The sequence below is a fragment of the Actinomyces sp. 2119 genome (assembly GCF_003591215.1).
Lineage (GTDB): Bacteria > Actinomycetota > Actinomycetes > Actinomycetales > Actinomycetaceae > Actinomyces > Actinomyces lilanjuaniae.
In genome coordinates, this window is record NZ_QYRR01000002.1 from 144,160 (window position 1) to 160,048 (window position 15,889).

Consider the following 15,889-nt stretch of genomic DNA (forward strand, 5'->3'; position numbering starts at 1 on the left):
CAGGACCAGCCAGCAGGCCATGAGCACCAGGGTGCTCAGATGTCAAGGAAGCGCACATCTGTTGCGTTGCGCTGGATGAATGAGCGGCGCTGTTCGACGTCGTCGCCCATGAGAATGGCAAAGGTTTCGTCGGCGTCAGCCGCCTCATCAAGGGTGACCTGCTTGAGAACCCGGTGCTGCGGATCCATCGTGGTTTCCCACAGTTCATGGTCGTTCATCTCGCCTAGACCCTTGTACCGCTGGATACCACCTTCCTTGGGCAGGCGCCGTCCGGCTGCCTGCCCAGTTTCGAGGAGCTGGTCACGCTCGGCATCCGAATAGGCGAACTCGTGGTCAGTACCGACCCACTTGATCCGGTACAGGGGGGGCATAGCAATATAAGCATGCCCATGCTCGATAAGAGGTCTCATATACCGGAACAGAAGCGTGAGAAGAAGGGTGGCAATATGCTGCCCGTCAACATCGGCGTCAGCCATGATGACAATCTTGCCGTAGCGCAGCCGGGAGATGTCGAAGTCCTCTCCGATACCTGTGCCAAAAGCCGTGATGAGGCTGCGGATTGTTTCCGAGGACAGCGCCCTGTCCAGCCTGGCCTTCTCCACGTTGAGGATCTTTCCCCGAATCGGCATGATCGCCTGATGCTCCGGATCACGTCCACCCACGGCAGATCCCCCAGCAGAGTCGCCCTCGACAATGAAGATCTCGCACTCCTCAGCCACACGGGAGGAGCAATCACGCAGCTTTCCCGGCATAGAGGCAGATTCCAGGACACCCTTACGTCGGGTAGCCTCTCGCGCCTTACGGGCGGCCAGTCGCGCGGTAGCGGCCTGAATAGCCTTGGTGACTACGGCCTTCGCCTCACCCGGGTGGGAGTCGAGCCAATCGCCGAGCTGGGAATAGACCGTCTGCTGGACGAAACTGCGGGCTTCAGTATTACCGAGCTTGGTCTTGGTCTGTCCCTCGAACTGTGGCTCTGAGAGCTTGACCGAGATCACTGCAGTCAGTCCTTCACGGACGTCATCGCCAGTGAGGTTGTCCTCCTTGTCCTTGAGCAGCCCCCTATCACGGGCGTACTTGTTAACCAGTGTCGTCAGCGCCGTACGGAAGCCTTCTTCATGGGTACCGCCCTCCGTTGTGTTGATAGTATTAGCATAGGTGTGCACGGACTCCGAGTACGCGCTTGTCCACTGCATGGCGATCTCCAGGCTGATAGACCGCCCGTCCTCCGTAACTTGCTCAGCCTCAAAGGCGATGATCTCAGGGTGAATCAGGTCCGTCTTCTTGGAGGTGTTGAGAAAGGCCACGTAGTCGCGCAGGCCGTGCTCGTAGCAGTAACTGACGCTGCGGTGCCCTACGACCGGGTCGTCAGCGGGCCCGGCCTCATCCCCAGTTATCTCGTCCCCCGAGTCCTGTACACCGGCGCGCTCGTCCGTCAGAGTAATACGCAGGCCCCTATTGAGGAAGGCCATCTGCTGAAACCGTCGGCGCAGGGTTTCATAGTCAAAACTGACCGTCTCAAAGACAGCAGGATCAGGGTAGAAGGTCTGAGTCGTCCCCGTGTCCTGTGTAGGTGCCTCCCGCACGAGGTCAGTCACCGGCTTGCCGCCCTCCGCAAAGGACATGCGCCACTTGTACCCCTGTCGACATACCTCCGTCTCGACACGAGTGGACAAAGCATTGACCACGGAGATTCCCACTCCGTGAAGACCGCCAGACACCGCGTAACCGCTGCCACCGAACTTTCCTCCAGCATGGAGAATTGTCATGACAACCTCCACAGTCGGTCGCTGCTCAGTGGGATGGTTGTCGACAGGGATACCCCGCCCGTTGTCCGTCACGCGTACACCGCCGTCGGCCAGGAGAGTAACCTCAATGTGGTCACAGTAGCCAGCGAGGGCCTCGTCCACCGAGTTATCTACTACCTCGTAGACTAGGTGATGCAGACCACGTTCACCGGTAGACCCGATGTACATGCCGGGACGCTTGCGAACTGCCTCCAGTCCCTCAAGGACGGTGATGTCCGAGGCCCCGTAGTCCCTACCCCCTGAAGCCGTCGGATCAAGGTCTCCCGAGAGCGCTGCCTCGGAAGTTGTCATGATGTCCTGGTCAGACACGTGTCAGTTGCTCCTCGTTCTGTGCGCAAAAGGGACCTGGGTGGTCCGAATGTCTCCGTCCCGCTCCCTCCTTGGGCCGATCCTGGTCTGGACACCGCGCTACAAGAGGTGCTTGTCATCTGGACGGTCATGGGCGCACCGTGGGCGCTCAGAGGCATTCTAGCCCAGGAGGGCACATGTCCCGGCGAGCACGAGCCCCTCACAGACGTGCCTGTGGTCACCTCAGTTACAAGAAAGTTACCCGTAGGTGTCGCGAGGACCACGCGCTCCGTGCAGCCCCACTCCGCGATGTCGCCAACTCGGTGCCGCGGGCCCGAGAATCCTTAGCGTCACAGGAGGACGGGGGCGGGTCTGCCCTGGATGGCTCCTTACATCCATCGTGCCCGCGGGCGCCGACTTCATCGTCTCGGCGACACGCGCCTCGATAGTAGGCTGAAGCAGCCGCAACTGCTGGGCCCAGCTAGAGGATGAGGCGCGCACGGTAACCTGATCGGCGTTAAAGGATTCTACGGTACAGTGCTGGGCAACCTGCTCCCCCACGATACCGGACCATTGAGACACGGTCCAAGCCACAGCAAGCCTGTCTACCCAGCCATGGCCCGTGACAATACGATGCAACTCCTCACGGCCCGTGCGAGGGTCGTAGGGAGTGGGACCAGGCCTGTCCCGTCCGCGCGCCAGTCCAGGTCCACGCTCATCCGGGTCCTCATCCAGTTGCAGGGCACGATCACGTTCACGTCGAAGGTCCCATGGCGCCACCTTCTTCTCATGGTCTGTAATCCACCCAGGAGCCTGCGTCTCTCCCGACTCCCAGGCACGGCGCCGCTGACGTACCAGGGCACGTTGGGCAAGGACGTCAACCGGCTCCTGACTGTCGCGACTAGGCTGCTGGGGAGAACCAGGTCCCTGCTCAGTCATTGGTCACCTTCCCTCCCAGGACATGAAAGCGTGCTCCGTTCAACTCTGCAGGAACGTCAGCGTCCACCGCCGCTGTCAGCAACACTTGCTGGGCATTCGCGACCATCTTAGCCAGGGCACGACGCCGCTGCTGGTCCAGTGAGGCGAATACATCATCAAGGATGAGGACGGGCTCGGAATCACCACCATAGGTGTCGGCGCTGTGCCGCAGCATCTCGTAAGAAGCCAGACGCAGGGCCAAGGCGAGGGACCACTGCTCCCCGTGAGAAGCAAACCCTCTGGCTGGCAGCCCCCCTAGGAACAGACTAAGGTCGTCACGGTGCGCGCCAACAAGGTTTGCTCCCCTGTCAATCTCCCGCTCGTGAAGCTGAGCCATCGCCGTCCTCAGCCGCACCGCGACCGCGGCCGGGTCCCGAAGCGCCTCCTCCGTCTCGTGCCAGGTCTCCTTGCGCTGTGGGTCAGGATCTCCGGTCCCTTCATGGGCGTCCAGGCTAGATCGATAGGCAGCATGGACGGAAGACCGTCCTACGGAGACAGTCTCATAGGAGGACTCCACCCAGGGACGCAACCGGCGTAGCACCTCAATCCTGGCCGCGATAAGACGGGAGGCGACATCAGCAAGCTGGGCGTCCCAGACCTCCAAGGTGGAGATCACCGATCTGGTGCCGGTCGCACTCGACCGTGCGGCACGCGCCGACTTCAGAAGGCTAGCTCGCTGAGCGAGGATCTTGGAGTGCTCGGCGAGCACACTTGCCAGCCCCGGTCGCAGTGCAACTGCCAAGTCGTCCAGGAGGCGGCGACGCAGCCCGGGTTCTTCACGCACCACGGCAAGATCCTCCGGAGCAAAGACGACGGCGCGCAGGATTCCCAGCAGGTCACGAGGACGGCAGTTTCCACGATTAATCCTAGCCCTGTTGGCTTTCCCCGCAATGATCTCGATCTCCAGGACAGTGGGACGATCTGTATGCACCACCTTTGCTCTCAAGACGGCTCCCTGAGGCTGGGAAGAACCAGGAGGGGCACGGCGTACCAGAGCCGTGTCCGCACCAACTCGGTGCGACGAGAGCGTCGCCATATAGGCAACAGCCTCTACCAGGTTGGTCTTTCCCTGGCCGTTGGGGCCTACGAAAGCGGTGGGCCCGGGGGACAGGGAGAGAACCAAGTCCTTGTAGGAACGGAAGTTGTCCAAGGAAAGGTCAGAGAGGTACACGTTGTTGCTGAGGTAGTCAGGCACCGAACCGAATCGGCATGATGAGATAGCGGAAGCCGGGATCCTCGTCACCACCGATAGAGTCCACGCCGGTAAGTACCGCGGGTTTGGAAGAGTGCGTGAAGTCAAGTCTGACATAAGGATGCTCCAGCGCACCTAAGCCGTCTAGCAGAAAAGCGGGGTTGAAGGCAGTCGTAATATCGTCGCCCTCAAGGTGGGACACAAGTTGCTCGGAGGCTTGCGCGTCGTCACTCTGGCCTGCATCAAGGGAGAGAGTACCCTGGGTGAAAGTCATGTGGACAGGTGTGGAGCGCTCAGCGACCAAGCTTACGCGCCGAACCGCAGCCATGAGTTCCTCGGTTCCAACGGTAGCATGGATGGTTGTTGTCTCCGGGAACAGCCGACGCACCGGCGGGTAGTCGCCATCGGTAAGCAAGGAGGTAGTTCGTCGACCGCCAGCCTCGAACCCGATGCGTCCGGACGAGGTGCTGTTGTCCGAGAGGGCAAGGGTGATCTCACCCGAGGAGGTCAGGGACTTGGCGACGTCAGACAAGGTTCGGGCCTTGAGCAACGCTGTCGTGGCGATCTCCACGTGCGACGGGTTCCATGTCATCTCACGTACCGCAAGCCTGTAACGATCAGTGGCCATCAGGACCAGCGACTCGCCCTTAACTTCTATCTGTACGCTGGTGAGCAGAGGAAGAGTGTCGTCGCGTGACGCGGCAGCAGAGACCTGGGCCACCGCCCGAGCCAGGTCATGAGCGTCTACTGTCCCCGCCACGGCGGGCATGGTGGGCAAGACAGGGTAGTCGTCTGCCGCCATGGCAGCCAAGGAGAAGCGGGACGACCCACAGGTGACAGTGACTTTAGTTCCTTCGACTTCAAGTTCTACAGGCTTGTTGGGCAGAGACTTGGCGATGTCGGCAAGCAGCCTTCCCGACACCAGGACAACGCCCTCCTCTTCTACCTCGGCAGCGACCTCACTACGTGCTGACACCTCATAGTCAAAGGACGCCAGAACCAAGGTCGCTCCTATGGCTTCCAGGCGTACCCCCGCCAGGACCGGTACCGGAGGCCGGGTCGGGACGGAACGAGCGGTCCAGGTCACAGCCTCAGCGAGGACGTCACGATCAACCCTGAGTTTCACGGTAGGTGCCTTCCTGTCGATGTTCCTGGTCCCTGGCTCCAGCAGGTCCCTGGCTGTGGAGCGGAGCGGGATCGTTGGCACGGCTGGTCCGTGACCGATCCGTACGGAGGAGTCTAGACGTCACCTCAACACTAGTCTGACAGCCTCGCCCCCGACCATACCTAGTACAGCAGCCTCGGCATGAGTCGGCCGTGAGGGTTCCCAGGCAGGTCCAGGGCGCTGAGGGAGCCTCGATGGCTGCGCTGTGCCGTTCATGTAAGAAGTTCCTGTTCTGTAGGTGTAGTAGCACATGTGAATCCTGGGGAGAACTGGCTCTTAGGCGGGAACCGCGCGGTGACCTCTGTGGAACCACAAAGGAGTGGTTCTGGTGATCGGACAGTAGGAGCGGTGGAGACAGGGAACTTACAGCAATGTGTTTCCACATGTAGCCTCTGGGTCTCCACACTGTGTCAGGTTGTCATCCACCTACTCTCCACAGAAGTATCCACACGGGTCGTACTGGCGGTGGTCGCACCATCTGGGTCACCATGGTGGCCCGGCATACGGAGTTTGTAGGGGACTACGGCCGCGCGGAGGAGGTCCCAGAACTCCAGTGTCAGGTTCCCAGGCGGGGTTGGTCAGTGTTGTGGGGACTGTGCAGCCTGCTTGATACGGCTGGTCAACTCTGTGACCTGGTTGAAAGTGGAGCGACGCTCAGCCATCAGTGTGCGGATCTTCTTGTCGGCACTCATGACTGTGGTGTGGTCGCGTCCTCCGAATTCGCGACCGATCTTGGGCAGTGACAGGTCTGTGAGTTCACGGCATAGATACATAGCAATGTGGCGCGCGGATACGATTGTGCGAGACCGGTTGGCGGAGCAAAGGTCCTCGATCGTGATACCGAAGTAGTCGGAGGTCTGCGCCATGATGAGTGAGGCGGTTATTTCCTGGCCCTCGGGGTCGGAGATAAGATCCTTGAGAACCATCTCTGCCAACGTGTGGTCTACCGGCTGTTTATTGAGGGAAGCGAAAGCGGTGACTCTGATAAGCGCTCCCTCGAGTTCACGGATGTTGGTCGTGACACGCGAAGCGATGTACTCCAGAACGTCCAGCGGCAGGTCGAGGCCTTCAGCAGATCCCTTGCGTGACAGTATCGCGATACGAGTCTCCAGGTCGGGGGGCTGGACGTCGGCTAGAAGACCCCATTCGAAGCGTGACCGCAGGCGCTCGTCGAGGCCTCCTAGTGCCTTGGGAGGCTGATCAGAGGTAAGAACTACTTGCTTTCCGGAAGAGTGCAGGGAGTTGAAGGTGTGGAAAAACTCTTCTAAAGTGGATTCTTTTCCTTGGAGGAACTGGATGTCATCGACGAGGAGGATATCTACCTCGCGGTAGCGCCGCTTGAAGCCTTCCATGCGACCGTCATCTTGATTGCCGTCGCGTACACAAGCGATGAAGTCGGAGACGAAGACTTCGGAGTTGACATACTTGACACGGATACCGGGATTAAGCGTTCGCGAGTAGTGCCCAATTGCATGGAGGAGATGTGTTTTTCCGAGACCTGATCCGCCATATATAAATAAAGGATTGTAAGCTCGGGCAGGTGCTTCGGCCACAGCGAGAGCAGTGGCGTGGGCGAACCGGTTGGAGGAACCCGTCACGTAGGTGTCAAAGGTGTAGCGTGGGTTGAGTTGGGAGATGTCGTCTGCGGCAGTGGGGGTCAGTAGGGAGGAGGGTGACTGGTTAACGGCGGAGAGGGACGCAGTGGAGCGGTAAGTGCTCTCGGCGGCTGACGAAGTGACAGACGAGGAGGCTGTCTCCTGAGGTTGAGTAGTAGTCCGACGGTCCGTACCGAGAGGGGACCCGCTCCCGATGGAGGTAGGTGCCGTGCCAGTTGTTACAGCGTATCCCCGGGCAGCCGGGGCCTCAGAGTAGATGTCAGTACCGTTGGCCGGGTGCTCGGTGCGGTTAGCGGCGTACGTAGGCATCTCGACGTGACCTGGAGTGGTGTCATGACTTAGGTGAGCTGTGGCGAGGTTCATCGGTTCTTGGGACCTGGGGGAGTTAGGTCTGCCAAGGCGAGTCCCTTCCGAAGATGTGTCGACAGTCACTTCAATAGGCACAGGATGGCCCCACACCTGAGCGACTGCAGCAGCGATCGGTGCCCGTGACTGCTCCACAACGTCCTTAGCGAAGGCGGACCCGACGACAAGGACTAGGGTTCCATCTACGTCGATGACGTGGGTCATACGGATCATGGACATCTTGCCTTGCCCCAGCTCCCCTGAGGTGGAGAGGACCTCCAGGGCGGAAAGCCACTGGGTGTTGGCTGTATCGGGCACGATAGACTCCTGACAGGCATGACTTCATGGTGTACCAGCCATACTGGCTGACGGAGGACATGATGCATGTTTATCCACAGACTTGTCCACATCTGGGGAGACAGGCGAGTTCTCGATCACATTAAGGTGTGTGGGCAGTGCGTGCTCATGCCGACAAGGATCTCTCCGTGGCGACGCAGCCTGTGGTTCGGGAGTGATGGCGTCCGTCAAGCATGGTATCCACAGTTCACACAGGGACTAGACGAAGTAGTGTCCACAAAGCACCTTGGGACAGTTGCGGTGGGGGTCGTGCTCTTGGTAACAGGGAAAAGTGATTAATTCTCGGAAACTTATCGGTGTCACCATTCAACGTGGAGCCAGGCGCATGATCTGGCTTCTGATGTCACACCACCCAAAGGGGCTAAGTGCCCCGGGTACCTGCGGGCTATGTGGGTGGCTCGCATGAGTGGATCCTCGGCCCTAGCAGGGAGTCACTGCGGTACCTAAAAGTTGTGGCTAGAGAAACATATAAATACTGTCTGCGTGACAGATGTTCCCTCGTTGCCTTGACGGCACGCGTTTGACCTTGGTTCGTATGATCCGTACTGTAGTGTCGCTACATGTGCGGTCTCCCGTCCCAACCCATGGGCCAACCGCACGTCGCAGCGTCGTAGCACACCGCGATGCTGCGGGAACATACCTCAACCAGGAGTCTAGCCGTGACCAAGCGGACCTATCAGCCCAGCAACCGTAGGCGTTCTAGAGTGCACGGTTTCCGCAAGCGTATGCGGACCCGAGCAGGTCGTGCGGTTCTTGCATCTCGTCGCCGTAAGGGACGTGCACGTCTCACTGTCTGAGGTGCTTGACGCAAGGAATCGTCTGGTCCGGGGCGATGACTTCTCCTCTGTGATACGAGGCGGCGTGCGCAGCGGTAGCCGGAATATGGTGCTTTACTTATACTTGGCTTCCAGTGGGGAAGACTCACCTACGCGTATCGGCTTGACAGTGTCCAAAAAGCAGATTCCTCTGGCGACACATCGTAACCGTGTCAAGCGTCGGCTCCGCGGTCTTCTATCCAGTCGCGTCGAGTTGATGCAGCCCGGATCAAGATTGATTGTTCGTGTTCTATCTAGTGCGGACGGTATCCCAAGTGCTGACCTCGGTAAAGAATTTGATGCGCTTCTTCGGAAGTGTCATCACTTGTATGAAAAGAGGCCGCGACAATGACTAGCTCAGTTCTGGTCGCAGTAGTTGCAATGAGTTATCGGGTGCGTCAGGTCGCTCGTGTTGTGGTGCTGTCCCTTCTGGCCTTTTATCAGAGATATATCTCTCCTGCATTTCCGGCTAGATGCCGTTATTATCCAAGCTGCTCTTCATATGCATTTGGAGCTGTTGAGGCTCATGGTATAATTAAAGGACTGGTACTTACAGTATGGCGATTACTGCGCTGCAACCCAATGACATTGGGTGGTGTCGACCATGTTCCTGACAAGGGTCGATGGCGCTATACTCTCCCCCGCGATGTTCCACGTTTTCCTTAAACAGTAACGCGCATTAACTTATCCATCTGGCTCGGAGAAGTTGCTGTGTCCAAATTTTATGGGAATCGCACAATCGCTGACATGCGGGCGGAGACGCAGGTGATCTGCCTAATGGTTTGGTAGTTTCTTGACGGCTAGGAGCATATCATGGACAGCATACTATGGCCCCTTAGTGTTGTAGTCGCGTGGGTCATGGTTCATATTCATGACCTTCTGGTCTTCCTAGGATTTCAGGACGGTCCAGGGATTGCTTGGGTCTTGTCGATCATCGGTCTTACCGTTGTCGTCCGCGTCCTAATTATGCCGTTAATGTTCAGGCAGATAAGATCGTCTCGTGGAATGCAGTTGATGCAACCCGAGATGCAAGCGCTTCGGGAAAAATATAAGGGTAAGAAAGACCCTGTGTCGCAGCAGCGCCAGCAGGAGGAGATGATGGCGCTGTACCGTAAGCATGGTACTAACCCACTTTCTTCCTGTCTGCCGCTTCTCGTGCAGATGCCGGTATTTATAGCATTGTTTCGGGTGCTTGCTTCACTACAGCGTGTCGCAGAAGGCTCATATAATGGTCGAAGTTCCATAGGTCCGTTGACCGCCGATATTGCGTCAGACATTCAAGCCTCCAACGTGTTCGGCGCACATCTCTCAGCTTCTTTCGTAAACACACCGGATGTGCAGGTAAGAGTTGTTACCGTCATCATGATTATTATTATGTCGGTGACGCAGTGGTACACTATGGCGCAGTTGAGCATGAAGAACATGCCAGAGTCCGCCAAGAATTCGGACAACCCCATGATCCGGTCTCAGAGGATAATGATCATGGTGATGCCGCTCATCTTTGCGGTTAGCGGGGTTCAGTTCCAGATCGGCGTCTTAGTATACTGGGTGACATCCAATATCTGGACACTGGGACAACAATTTTTTACGATTCGTAATATGCCTGCTCCGGGGTCGGAGGCGGAAAAGAAGTATCGCGCGCGCGTCAATGCTAAACGGGCTCGTAAAGGGCTCCCTTCACTGGAAGAAGAGGAGCGTGCTGAGGCCGCTGCCAAAGCCGGGGCCAATGCTCATTCGGGTGGACAGCGTCGCCAGCCGGTGCGTAAGGACAGGAAAAGGAGACCTGGCCGGGCTGCGCTAGCTCATGAGGCTCGTAGGGATGCTGTTCCAACAGGGGAGGAAGAGACTGACTCTTGGAGCCGGGATGACGACCATCGCGATAGCACAATCGCAACGACGTCATCCAGTTCTGGCGAACTAACTGATGAACAAATTGCTCGACGCCGCTATGAGAAACGTGCTCGTGCCCGTAGGCGGACAGCAGCGAAGCGCAAGAAGAGGCACCATCGATGAAAGTGATTTTGGCGTTGAGCCTGTACTTGACATGGTTTATGCTTCGAATTACTGTTTTAAAGTATCCACTACCTTAAAGAGAACGGATAGCAATGAGTGACAATGCGATGCCGATTGATATGGTATCCCATTTGGAGGAGGAAGGCGAGATAGGCGCGGACTATCTTGAAGAGTTTTTGGATATTGCTGATATTGGGGGTGATATTGACATTGATGTCGCTCACGGCCGGGCGTCGATTGCTGTTGTCGCCTCTGATGAAGGTGACGAGCGTGACTTGGCGGCTCTTGTGGGCGATAACGGCGAGATTCTGGAAGCGGTCCAAGATCTGACTCGTCTTGCCGTGCAGACACGTACTGGTAGTCGTTCGCGACTCATGCTTGATATCAATGAATATCGTGTCTCTCGTCGGCATGAGTTAGCCAAGGTTGCAGAAGAGGCTATTACAAAGGTTCTTCTCTCAGGCGAACCGGTTGCCTTGGCTCCAATGAATCCTTTTGAAAGGAAAATTTGTCATGACGTTGTAGCTTCCGCTGGATTAGTTTCGGGATCTGAAGGTGCTGAACCATATCGGCATGTTGTGGTTAGTCCTGCGAAAGATAATGCTGTGGATTATATTGCTAAGACAATATAGCGATCATAAGCAGGGAGGACGTGAGCAATTGACGGAGTGGCAATTTTTATGTGGACAGGTAAGACGGTAGAGGGATACTTGTAGCGAGGATGTTACATGACGGGGTATGACTCTCTGTCAATAAGAGATAGGTTTAGGTTTGGATTGTTGCCGAGTGGGCGGTAATGACTTCGTCCGTGGTTAGTAATGGTAACGCGCATTGCGGATAGGGCAGTTTGTTGTTTTAAAATATATGTATTTTGGAGGGGTATCAAATAGTCTTATAGATGTCAGTACAGCAGTTACTTTAAATGGGACCGGAATGGTTCAGGCAGCGGGTTTACGATGAATGCTGAAGTTGTTGATAATGAGATCGAATTTCCCCATGAAGAAGTGAGGGAATTTTTTGGCGATGCTTTTTCAGCGGCGGAGCATTTCGCTAATATGCTTAGTAGGCAAGGTCAGTTGAAAGGAATCATAGGACCTAATGAGCTTCCACGATTGTGGAGCCGACACCTTGTTAACTCCGCGGCGGTTGCACCTTTTCTTCCCAACAGCGGTCAGGTTGTCGATATTGGTTCAGGAGCAGGTTTCCCCGGCGTGGTGATTGCGTTACTTAGACCTGATCTCGACGTTGTCCTTGTTGATGCCATGGAACGTAGAGCACAGTGGCTTCGTGACGTGGTGGATGAACTGGGCTTGAGGCGAGTGACGGTGCTGCGTGAGCGTGCTGAACATATTCGTGAGCGGTACGATGTCGTTACTGCTCGGGCGGTTGCTAGTCTATCGAAATTGATTCAGTTGGCGGCTCCTCTTGTGCGGGACGATGGGTGTCTCATCGCTCTCAAAGGGGACAGGGTGGAGACAGAGATAAAAAAGGCAAGATCTGATATAGATAGGTTTAAGTTATCTATACCTGTCATTCATGAGGTGTCGCTGCCGGGTGATCGGTTTGCACGGGTTGTTGAACTTAGGCGTGTAGAGTATCCCATAAACACCCGTTGAAGTTCGGCGCGGTGGTCAGCTAGCTGCCGTACTCCTCGCGTAGACTGCCTAGTACCTGGTTAGCAGCAGCGACCGGGTTTGTCGTCCGAGGAGGACCAGGTTGTCGGGATCATCTATCTTCGATCAGCTCCAGGCAGATCGCGTCGCACTGGATGAGATGACCTTGGGGGGTTATCCTCGTCCTGAGAAGACGCGCATTGTGGCTGTCGCCAATCAGAAGGGTGGCGTGGGCAAAACCTCTACTGCAGTAAATCTAGCTGCAGCATTGGCGCAAGGCGGGCTGCATGTATTGCTCATTGATGCAGATTCACAGGGCAACGCTTCTACGGCTTTGGGGGTTGAACATGATGAGGATGTCCAGTCGATTTACGATGTACTGGTTGACGGAGTCCCGATAAAGGATGTTGTCGCGACAACTAGATTCAGCGACACTTTATTGTGTGTGCCGGCAACAATAGATGTTGCTGCTGTTGAGATTGAGTTAATTGAGACCTCGGAGAGAGAGTCTCGGCTAAGGACGGCGTTGACTGACTACCTGGAGTTTCGTGAGCAGGAAGATCAGCAGCATCTAGACTATGTCATTGTGGACTGTCCACCTAGCCTCGGTATAATGACTATCAATGCGTTTGTTGCAGCTCATGAAGTTCTTATTCCTATGCAAGCAGAGTATTATGCATTGGAAGGTCTGGCTCTTCTTACCAGATCTATCGATAGGATTGCTCAGGTGCATAACCCGGGACTTGGAGTGTCGATGATTGTGCTGACTATGTTTGACGGACGTACCACATTGTCACGTGAAGTTGAGTCCGAGGTTCGCACTTACTTTCCGGATGCAACCCTAGAGACTAAAATACCGCGTTCCATCAGGGTTGCCGAAGCGCCCTCGTTTGGTGCTCCTGTGGTGTTCTGGGATCCTCGGTCGACTGGAGCAATTGCTTATATGAAGATGGCACGCGAGGTTGCTTTTAGAGGATCCTCCGACAAGGAAGGTGGCGATTCCTGATGGCTCAAAAGAGGAGAGGTCTTGGACGTGGGCTCCAGGCGCTTATTCCCGATGCTCAAAAAGAAACGGTTAGTTCTAGTCGCCCGTCCGACGTATTTTTCCCAGATAGCAGGGAAGACAGTTTTGATTTGGTGGAAGGTTCTGCTGCTGGGAACACACATGCAATTACTACTGAGGCAGCGGACTCTGCTCGTAATGAATCTGCACAGTCCAAACGGGACGGTTCGATAGTATCGAAAGATGATACAGACGCAGGGCGGCCAGTGAAGCAGACTAAGCCATCTGAAAAAGAATCATCAGAGGAACGGCGGATTCCCCAATCGGATCGTGACATTCATGGAGGTTCAGGTGCTGATGTGCCTGAGAGTGGCGTGTCTGACGATTTTCCGTATGTTTCACGTGAAACGTCTTCAGTTAGCCGTCGCCATGATGTGGCGGCCCCGACTGGAGACCGCCGGGTGTCCGGGAAGCGTAGCAGCCGCAAGAGCGATCGCGAGGTGTCAAATGATACCTCCGCTCGCGATGGTCGAGGTCGTTCTGGGCGCCAGACAACTTTTGCCGGGAAAGCCCATCCTAGTCGGGCAGCTGCAGATGAGGGAGAGGAGCTTGTTCCAGTTCCTGGAGCGACGTTTGCTGAGATCCCAGTAGAACTTATTGATCCTAATCCACGGCAACCGCGTCAGGTCTTCGACGAAGAAGATATCTCCGAACTCGCTGCTTCTATTACAGAAGTGGGGCTATTGCAGCCTATTGTGGTGCGTCGCTCTGCCTCTCAGGGAGAACTGGAGGAGGAACGCTTTGAACTTATCTTAGGTGAACGTCGACTTCGCGCGGCAAAAGAAGCGTCACTGGATAACATTCCTGCGGTGGTTCGGGACACTGACGACGTTGATATGCTGCGCAACGCGTTGTTGGAAAATCTTCATCGCGTGCAGTTGAATCCCCTGGAAGAGGCTGCTGCTTACCAGCAGTTACTTGAGGATTTTGGTTGCACTCAGGCTGAACTGTCTGATAGGATATCGATATCGCGTTCACAGATTTCCAATACGCTGCGGCTTATGAAGCTTCCTCCACTGGTGCAGCGGAGGCTTGCCGCTGGCGTACTCTCGGCCGGACATGCTCGCGCTCTTCTGGGGCTTTCGCATGTTGATGCAATGGAGCGCATGGCGCAACGAGTTGTTGCAGAAGGCCTATCTGTTCGTGCCACTGAAGAGATGGTGGCTCTTCATGAAGAATCGGACTCTTCTCGACAGCAATCCAAGAGTCTCCGCACCCGTAGTACTCCTTTACCAGCACTGTCAACTCGCTTATCCGATGCATTTGATACTAGGGTTAAAGTGACGAAGGGCGCAAAAAAAGGCCGTATTACCATTGAGTTTGCTGGTGACGAAGACTTGGCCCGGATCGTGAGTGCATTGGCGCCGGGTACCTCACTTGACGAGGAGTAGTCGTTCGTCTCTGAGGCATGCGGGTATCGGCCTGTGCACATAGCTTCTCTATAGAGGTATCGTTGTGCGCTTCCGTGGATCTACTATATTGATGTGCTTCCTTTATTGGTTCGTTTTCGTGTATGTGCATGTGCTCCTTTGTGCGACTGTTTTACTGAGCGGCATATATTTATCATATTTTCTCTTGCCTTAATAGGTTATCGACGCTATGTGAGTAGTGTCTTGCAGTACTTTTTTGTCTGCATGACAAAGTTGTTCCGCGAATACAGTATGTGCTGCTGCTGTGGAGCGGTAGTGCGTGCTTGTGTCAATGAGACGGTGGACTCTATTATCCTTGAAGTATTACTTGGATTTGACTCTCGTATATTTTGTCGATTTTAGACGCGGCATGTTGTTGTCGATTGTTCATTAATGGATGTCTTGTTTGTATGTCGTTACTTAACGAGGCGATATAACTAGGCATGGACGCAAGGTGCCTTGCCTTTCAGAGGGCAGTATGAAGTGCGGTTCATGTCAAATGGCTTTCCATCGACTTATTCGAGCTTTTCAAGTTATTGTTCGGTTATGGTACTTCATGCTGCTCTGGCTGTTTTGACTTGCTATACTTAGTACTGTGTATCGGAAGTTGTGATTGCTAATAGTCGCTCTTGTTGCGTATGTAGGCTGCTTCGTTTGTCGTTCGGACGGACGTGTAATGTATGCAAACTAGACTGTTGATTTTTCGATAGCTGGGATAAGTTTGTCTTGATATTGTTTCTCGTCGCTTACTGCATGCGGTGCAGTAAACACATGCAGTTTTACATGTAACTGTTTCACGTGAAACATGGCGTGATGACTCAGTGTTGGGAACAAGTTGATCGCAGTATTAGTCTGCTGATACTTCGCATCAATGAAAATTGCGCATAGGTTTTAACACTGCAGACATATACACGGTGCCTGTACCAACTATAGTTGCTTGATATACATAGCAGTTTCTACATATAGGTGAGTGTGTTGTGTGTTAGATGCGTATAACTGTTTTGATGGCATGTAATTCCATACTCGATATGTCGATCGCGAACTATTAACTCGTTGCCTAGCAACTGGCGCTGGCGAAAGTGTCCGCAGAGATGTACGTGAAACGTGATCGTTAGACAACAGACAGGCTCATTTGCCCCCATTGGAGTACCGTGTTGTGAACTGATTCGCGATAATACCGGAGTGTTTTACATATTTCTGTACTTGGGATGTGCAGTAGGATCGTTAATT

At 55.1% G+C, this 15,889-nt stretch carries 13 protein-coding genes; 8 read left to right on the top strand and 5 right to left on the bottom strand.

Going from position 1 to position 15,889, the window contains the following annotated elements; all coding sequences use genetic code 11:
• Positions 1-35 precede the first annotated feature (35 nt).
• From gyrB to dnaA, 5 genes are all read right to left on the bottom strand, one after another.
• A complete protein-coding gene (gene gyrB / locus D4740_RS02490) occupies positions 36-2,096 on the bottom strand; it encodes a DNA topoisomerase (ATP-hydrolyzing) subunit B (RefSeq protein WP_119835596.1) in 2,061 nt (686 codons plus the stop codon).
• A gap of 255 nt (positions 2,097-2,351) precedes the next feature.
• Positions 2,352-3,032: a DUF721 domain-containing protein gene (locus D4740_RS02495; protein WP_119835364.1), complete on the bottom strand. Its 681-nt coding sequence runs from the start codon at positions 3,030-3,032 to the stop codon at positions 2,352-2,354.
• Positions 3,025-4,242 (bottom strand): DNA replication/repair protein RecF, encoded by a 1,218-nt coding sequence (recF, locus tag D4740_RS02500; protein WP_119835597.1) that lies wholly within the window; start codon positions 4,240-4,242, stop codon positions 3,025-3,027. The genes D4740_RS02495 and recF overlap by 8 nt, the downstream gene beginning before the upstream one ends.
• A 16-nt stretch (positions 4,243-4,258) precedes the next feature.
• Positions 4,259-5,389, bottom strand: a complete 1,131-nt coding sequence (gene dnaN / locus D4740_RS02505) for a DNA polymerase III subunit beta (protein WP_119835598.1) — start codon at positions 5,387-5,389, stop codon at positions 4,259-4,261.
• 617 nt (positions 5,390-6,006) lie between these two features.
• Complete coding sequence (dnaA, locus tag D4740_RS02510) at positions 6,007-7,707, bottom strand: chromosomal replication initiator protein DnaA (protein WP_119835365.1); 1,701 nt, start codon at positions 7,705-7,707, stop codon at positions 6,007-6,009.
• A 698-nt stretch (positions 7,708-8,405) separates the two neighbouring features.
• On the opposite strand from dnaA, the gene rpmH reads away from it, so the two are divergent.
• The 8 genes from rpmH to D4740_RS02550 all read left to right on the top strand — a co-directional run bounded on the left by rpmH (position 8,406) and on the right by D4740_RS02550 (position 14,641).
• Positions 8,406-8,543 carry a 50S ribosomal protein L34 gene (gene rpmH / locus D4740_RS02515; RefSeq protein WP_119835366.1) on the top strand — a complete coding sequence of 46 codons (138 nt, stop codon included), beginning with the start codon at positions 8,406-8,408 and terminating at the stop codon, positions 8,541-8,543.
• 1 nt (position 8,544) lies between these two features.
• Positions 8,545-8,913, top strand: a complete 369-nt coding sequence (gene rnpA, locus D4740_RS02520; RefSeq protein WP_119835367.1) for a ribonuclease P protein component — start codon at positions 8,545-8,547, stop codon at positions 8,911-8,913.
• 29 nt (positions 8,914-8,942) lie between these two features.
• Complete coding sequence (gene yidD, locus D4740_RS02525) at positions 8,943-9,227, top strand: membrane protein insertion efficiency factor YidD (protein ID WP_119835368.1); 285 nt, start codon at positions 8,943-8,945, stop codon at positions 9,225-9,227.
• Between the two features lie 147 nt (positions 9,228-9,374).
• Positions 9,375-10,574: a membrane protein insertase YidC gene (gene yidC, locus D4740_RS02530; protein ID WP_119835369.1), complete on the top strand. Its 1,200-nt coding sequence runs from the start codon at positions 9,375-9,377 to the stop codon at positions 10,572-10,574.
• Positions 10,575-10,666: 92 nt separating this feature from the next.
• Positions 10,667-11,206 (top strand): R3H domain-containing nucleic acid-binding protein, encoded by a 540-nt coding sequence (locus D4740_RS02535; protein ID WP_119835370.1) that lies wholly within the window; start codon positions 10,667-10,669, stop codon positions 11,204-11,206.
• Positions 11,207-11,530: 324 nt separating this feature from the next.
• On the top strand, positions 11,531-12,190 hold the full coding sequence (gene rsmG / locus D4740_RS02540; RefSeq protein ID WP_119835371.1) for a 16S rRNA (guanine(527)-N(7))-methyltransferase RsmG: 660 nt from the start codon (positions 11,531-11,533) through the stop codon (positions 12,188-12,190).
• 100 nt (positions 12,191-12,290) lie between these two features.
• The gene (locus tag D4740_RS02545) at positions 12,291-13,193 is read left to right on the top strand and encodes a ParA family protein (protein ID WP_119835372.1); all 903 of its coding nucleotides are present in this window, start codon (positions 12,291-12,293) and stop codon (positions 13,191-13,193) included.
• A complete protein-coding gene (locus D4740_RS02550; RefSeq protein ID WP_119835599.1) occupies positions 13,193-14,641 on the top strand; it encodes a ParB/RepB/Spo0J family partition protein in 1,449 nt (482 codons plus the stop codon). Before D4740_RS02545 ends, D4740_RS02550 begins: the two co-directional genes overlap by 1 nt.
• The last annotated feature ends 1,248 nt before the right edge of the window (positions 14,642-15,889 follow it).